Annotated in this window: 4 protein-coding genes; all 4 read left to right on the forward strand. The window is 30.6% G+C overall.

All coding sequences use genetic code 11. From position 1 onward, the window contains the following. Positions 1–135 precede the first annotated feature (135 nt). The 4 genes from RR561_RS02390 to RR561_RS02405 all read left to right on the forward strand — a co-directional run bounded on the left by RR561_RS02390 (position 136) and on the right by RR561_RS02405 (position 5,888). Complete coding sequence (locus RR561_RS02390; RefSeq protein ID WP_332505829.1) at positions 136–2,619, forward strand: U32 family peptidase; 2,484 nt, start codon at positions 136–138, stop codon at positions 2,617–2,619. 20 nt (positions 2,620–2,639) lie between these two features. Then, positions 2,640–4,166, forward strand: a complete 1,527-nt coding sequence (locus RR561_RS02395; protein WP_332505830.1) for an NAD(P)H-hydrate dehydratase — start codon at positions 2,640–2,642, stop codon at positions 4,164–4,166. A 19-nt stretch (positions 4,167–4,185) separates the two neighbouring features. Beyond that, positions 4,186–4,641: an NfeD family protein gene (locus RR561_RS02400; RefSeq protein ID WP_332505831.1), complete on the forward strand. Its 456-nt coding sequence runs from the start codon at positions 4,186–4,188 to the stop codon at positions 4,639–4,641. A gap of 101 nt (positions 4,642–4,742) precedes the next feature. Continuing rightward, positions 4,743–5,888, forward strand: coding sequence for an SPFH domain-containing protein (locus tag RR561_RS02405; protein ID WP_332505832.1), 1,146 nt, complete (start codon positions 4,743–4,745; stop codon positions 5,886–5,888). The last annotated feature ends 278 nt before the right edge of the window (positions 5,889–6,166 follow it).

Consider the following 6,166-nt stretch of genomic DNA (forward strand, 5'->3'; position numbering starts at 1 on the left):
AAAGCAAAAGCAAAAGCAAAAGCAAAAGCAAAAGCAAAAGCAAAAGCAAAAGCAAGACATTTTATTATAATGGTTTGTTATAAAGATTGAAAGGAGGTCAAGGGCAATTTACAATATGTAAAATGTCTTGATTTTATGAATAAAAATTTAGAGTTATTGGCTCCAGTTGGGAGCTTTGAGTCGCTGAAAGCAGCAATACAAAATGGTGCAAATGCAGTGTATTTGGGTGGAAAAGAATTTAGTGCAAGGGCAAGTGCAAATAATTTTGATAGAGAAGAATTAATAGAGGCAGTAAAATATGCTCACATAAGAGGGGCAAGGGTATTTGTAACAGTAAATACGTTGATAAAACAAGATGAAAAGGATGATTTTTTAGAGTATATAAAGTTTTTATACAATATACAAATAGATGCCCTAATAATACAAGATATTGGAATGGCAAGTATAATAAAAAAAGAGTTACCTGATTTTGAACTTCATGCTAGTACACAGATGTCAGCACACTCTTTAGAAGATGTATTATATCTTCAAAATATGGGCTTTACTAGAGTTGTACTGGCAAGAGAGTTAAATGTTGATGAATTAAAGTATATAACAGATAACTCAGACGTCGATATTGAGGTGTTTGTACATGGAGCTTTGTGTGTTTGTTACTCTGGTCAGTGCCTTATGAGCTCTGTACTTGGTACTAGATCTGGCAATCGAGGAAGGTGCGCCCAGCCTTGTAGACAGAAATATCAGCTTTATAATATAGAAGAGGATTCATATGTAGATACAAAAGGTCAGTACTTACTTAGCCCAAGAGATCTAAATACTATAGAAAATATAGCAGATATTATAGATTCTAATGTCCTATCATTAAAAATTGAAGGTAGAATGAAAAGACCTGAGTATGTAGCAACAGTCATATCAGCGTATAGGGAAGCAATAGTAAACTACATAGAAAATAATGATCGTGGTGTAGATGATGAAAGACTAGATGAACTATACACTATTTTTAATAGAAAATTCACTCATGGGTATATATTAGGTGAAGTAGGGGCTTCAGTGATGAACTCTGAAAAACCGAACAATAGAGGGTTATATATAGGGAAAGTATTATCTTGTAACACAAAGTCAAAGAGACTAAAAATTAAACTTGAAAAAAGTTTGAAAAAGGGCGATGGACTAAATGTAGGTGGAGGAACTGTAGGTAGAGTACTTAAAGGAAAACAAATTAAAGACTATGCAGCTCCTGGTGAAATAGTAGAGATTGACTACATTGGTGATATAGCAAAGGGAACAGAAGTATTTAGAACTAGTGATGGAGATCTTCTTGATAGAGTAAGAAGGACATATGAAGAAGATAAAGAGTATATAAAAATTCCTTTGAAAGGAAATATTACTCTGAAACTAGGAGAAAAAGTAAAGCTTTCATTAGAAGACATAGATGGAAACAGAGTAGAAGTCCAAGGTGATAAAGAAGTTGAAAGAGCATTGAAAGTAGCTATTTCAGAAGAAAAAGCTAGCAAACAAATTTCAAAAATGGGAGATACTCCATATAGACTGGACGAATTTACTTCTAACATAGAAGAAGGAGTAAGTATACCGATTAGTGAACTGAATAATCTGAGAAGAAAGGCAATAGATAGTCTTTCAGATAAAAGGGTATATATAGACAGATCAACTATTTTAGAAAACTATCTTTCTCAACAGAAGAAAAATGATGTTTTGAGCAAAAAAACTGATAAAGAATCTTTGAAAAGTGAAAGTCTATTAGTAAATGTATCTTGTAATAAAATAGAGCAAATAAATGCAATAAAGAACATGGACATAGACTGTATATACTATAGAGATATCTATAGCTTAGAAGATGCAATAGATATAGCTAGAAAAAATAATAAAAAAATAGTTTACTATATGCCAAGAATAATAAGAAGCATGGAAAAAAATGTATATAAAACTCTTTTAAATATACCAAAAGAAAAAATAGAATATTTGGAAGGTTTTAGAATTGCCAACTATGGGGAGCTTTCTTTTATTAAAAAGAATTATTCAGATAAAAAAATATTTATTTCTTCTTGGATGAATGTAATGAATGATGAATCTATAAATTATTATAGTGAAAGATCAGCTCAAAGAATATGTCTCTCACAAGAGATGTCCATGATGCAGATAAAGAATCTATCAAAAGATATTATTAATAAGTCAGATATAGAGTACCTAGCGTATGGAAGAACAGAGATGATGATAAGCGAATATTGTCCTATGGGAGTACTTACAAAGGAATGTAGTAAGAATAAAAGAGATGCAATGTGCAAAAAAAGTACATATTCTTTGGAGTCTGATCAAGGATATAAGTATAGACTTTCTCAAGATGAAAATTGTAGAACTACAATTTATTCAGATGATACTGTATCACTGTTAGAGGATTTGGAAAAACTTTATAATGAAGGTATTGGATCTATCGAAATAGCCTTATCATTTGAAAAAGAAAAAGAAATTCAAGAAATTGTAGAAAAGTTTATAAAAGTATCGAACTATGCAAGTGGTTTAGATTATAATATAGATATGAAAGATTTAAATATAAATATTGATAAAGAGTTTAGTAAGGGTCACTTATACAAAGAAATTGATTAATTGAAAAGGAGATGATTTTTATGTATATCGCAGAATCGAAATTTACCTCAAAAATAGATAAATATTGTATTGAAAAATACAAAATACCAGAAATTATTTTGATGGAAAATGCAGCAAGTGCAGCTTTTGAAAGATTGGAAAAGATAGAACATAAAATTAATATTGATTTAGAAAAGATTTCAGTTATATGTGGAAGTGGGAATAATGGTGGAGATGGTTTTGCAATAGCCAGAAAACTATCAAATACAGGTAAGGATATAGAAATAATCACAGTTGGTAATCTAGAAAATATGAGCTCTTCAGCAAAGACTAACTTTGAGATATGTATAAATATGGGAATTAAGCATATACACTTTGATGAAGAAGATTACGACAAAGTAATAAGCTCTCTAAAAAAATCGGATGAAGTAGTAGATTGCTTATTTGGAGTTGGTCTAAATAGAGATATTGAAGGTGAATATAAAAAAGTAATAGAATTAATAAATAAATATAAGGCTAAATATGACTATAACATAGTAGCAATAGATATACCATCAGGTCTTAACGGGACTACAGGTGAAGTAATGGGTGTGTCTGTTCTTGCTGATTATACTATAACTTTTGAATTTTTCAAGAGAGGATTTTTGAGATATAGTAGTGAAAAGTATTTAGGAAAAATATATGTTGAAGAGATTGGTGTACCTTATAAACTATATAATGATATTGATATTTTACCTAGTTTTATTGATGAAAATTATATTTTGGATAATTTGATCCCAAGAAATGACACCATGCATAAGGGAGACTTTGGAAAAGTAGCAATTGCCGCTGGATCGAATGGATTTTATGGTGCAGCATATATATCAAGCTCTGCAGCGGTAAATACAGGGTCTGGATTGACTACACTTATATGTACAGAAGATACTCAAAGTATTATAGCTACAAAATTGACAGAGGCTATGACTTGTCCATATTCAGATGGAGAAAAGCTAGAAAAAATTCTCAAGACTGTAGATGCTCTTGCTATAGGTCCTGGAATGGGAGATACTGATAAAACAAAAAGATTTTTGAAAAGGATATTAGATAATATAGATGCTCCTGTAGTTATAGATGCAGATGGAATAAATGTTTTTGAAAAAGACTTTTTAAATAAAGATTCTCAGTGCATATTAACTCCACACCTAGGTGAGTTTTCTCGATTGACAGGAGTAAGTATTGAAGATATACAAAAAGATAGGATATTTTACGCTGAGAAGTACGCAAAAGAAAATGAAATTGTGATTGTACTCAAAGGAAAAAATACTATCGTTACAGATGGAATAAGAACTATGGTAAATACAACTGGCAACAGTGGAATGGCAAATGGTGGCATGGGGGACGCTCTTACTGGTATGATCACATCTCTTTGCGGACAAGGATATGATATATTTGTGGCATCTTGTATGGGAGTTTACATACATGGACTTTGCGGAGATAAGATATATAAAGAAAAACAAGTGGTGACAGCAAGTGAAATATTAAAAATAATACCAAACGAATTAAAAATATTATATAATAAGATTAAATAATTAAAAGGAGGCAAAAGGCATGATACTGAGTATAAAAGTAATCTGGATTTTGGTTGCAATTGCCTTTGCAGTAATTGAGGCAGCTACACTTAGCCTTACTATGATTTGGTTTACAATAGGAGCGTTTTGTGCATTGATAGTGTCTTATATTACAGATAGTATTCCGATACAGATAGTAGTATTTGCACTGGTTTCATTTTCACTATTATTTGTCGCAACCAAAAAACTTATCAAAATTGATAAGGATAAAGACAACACTCATTGGGCAAGTGTTGATACAAATATTGATGCGGTAATAGGTAAAAAAGGATTTGTAGTTAGAGAGATAACGCCTAAAGAGGTAGGAATAGTAAAAGTTAAAGGTGAAGAGTGGACAGCTATATCTTTGAATGAAGGTGAAGTAATAAGAAAAGGAGTTGAAGTAGAAGTAAAATCAATTGAAGGTGTAAAGCTTGTAGTTGAGAAAATCAAGTAGTTTTATTTGCTATTAGATATTAACTTGTTGTTTTATATAATAATAAATTAATGATACTAATTGCTCTAAAAATAAAAGTCAATTATTGACAGGAGGAAAATATGTTTAAAAATATTTTAATGATTTTACTAATTGCACTTTTAATCATCTTGGCATTTAGATGTATTAGAATTGTAAAGCAGGCAAGAGTCGGAATTATAATGAGACTGGGGAAATTCTATAAAGAAGCCAAAACTGGTATACACTTTTTGGTTCCTTTTATAGACTCAATGAGCTACATGATAGATATGAGAGAAAAGGTAGTGGATTTTCCACCACAACCAGTAATTACTAAAGATAATGTTACTATGCAGATAGATACAGTAGTTTATTATAAAATAACAGATCCTAAAAGTTATGTTTTTGAAATAGCGAATCCAATATCTGCAATTGAAAATTTAACAGCGACTACATTAAGAAATATAATTGGTGATCTTGACCTTGATGAAACACTTACTTCTAGAGATCTTATCAACACAAAAATGAGAACTATCTTAGATGAAGCTACAGATATATGGGGAATAAAGGTAAATAGAGTAGAGCTAAAAAATATTATGCCTCCAAAAGATATTCAGGCTGCCATGGAAAAACAGATGAGAGCAGAGAGAGAAAGAAGAGAGTCAATTCTTCAGGCAGAAGGAGAAAAGCAGTCTAAGATATTAATAGCAGAAGGAGAAAAGCAATCAGCGATACTTAGAGCAGAAGCTAAAAAAGAAGCAATGATAAGAGAAGCTGAAGGTCAAAGACAGTCAAAAATACTTGAAGCAGAAGGTGAAGCTGAAGCAATTAGAGATACTTACTCAGCCAGAGCAGAAGGTGAAGCAATCATCATCAGAGAGACTCAAAAGGCTAAAGCAGATGGTATTGAAGTTGTATTTAAGGCTATGAAGGATTCAGATGTAGATGACAATATACTTGCACTTAAGTCTATGGAAGCTCTTGAAAAACTTGGTGAAGGAGAATCATCAAAACTTGTATTACCTTCTGAGGCTGTAAACTTCCTAGGAACATTTAAGGGAATAAAAGAAGTTATGTCTGATGATGTCAAGCACAATGGTATAGCAAAAGAGATGAAGAAATTGGCTAGTGATGTAGACCAAGCAATAATAGACAGTATGGACAAGTCTACTGAAAAAAATAATACAGATAAAAAAGACAACAATAAAGCAGAAAATAAAAACAATAATAAAGAAACTGATAAAAAATAATAAATGAATGTTCAAGCTGTTGAATATAAAAATAAAATTTTTATAATATATTAAAGAGAGTTCTTCGATATATATTAATAGTCGCTTATAGGAAATTAAAAGATAAATCCTCGAAATTTGGGGATTTATTTTTGTATGTTTTACTAAAGGTGAAAAATAGAAAATAGTGTTTAGAATAAAAAATAATATAAAAATAAAAGAAAGGTAAAAATATTATTAAAAATAAAATATAGTTATAATTTGCAATAATTAAGTGAAAATCGTGTATAATATTGTAT

It is taken from the genome of Peptostreptococcus sp. (assembly GCF_036639115.1).
Lineage (GTDB): Bacteria > Bacillota > Clostridia > Peptostreptococcales > Peptostreptococcaceae > Peptostreptococcus.

Coding starts and splice junctions, on each gene's coding strand:
- RR561_RS02395 (WP_332505830.1), top strand. CDS start 2,640: ATGTATATCGCAGAATCGAAATTTACCTCAAAAATAGATAAATATTGT.
- RR561_RS02405 (WP_332505832.1), top strand. CDS start 4,743: ATGTTTAAAAATATTTTAATGATTTTACTAATTGCACTTTTAATCATC.
- RR561_RS02390 (WP_332505829.1), top strand. CDS start 136: ATGAATAAAAATTTAGAGTTATTGGCTCCAGTTGGGAGCTTTGAGTCG.
- RR561_RS02400 (WP_332505831.1), top strand. CDS start 4,186: ATGATACTGAGTATAAAAGTAATCTGGATTTTGGTTGCAATTGCCTTT.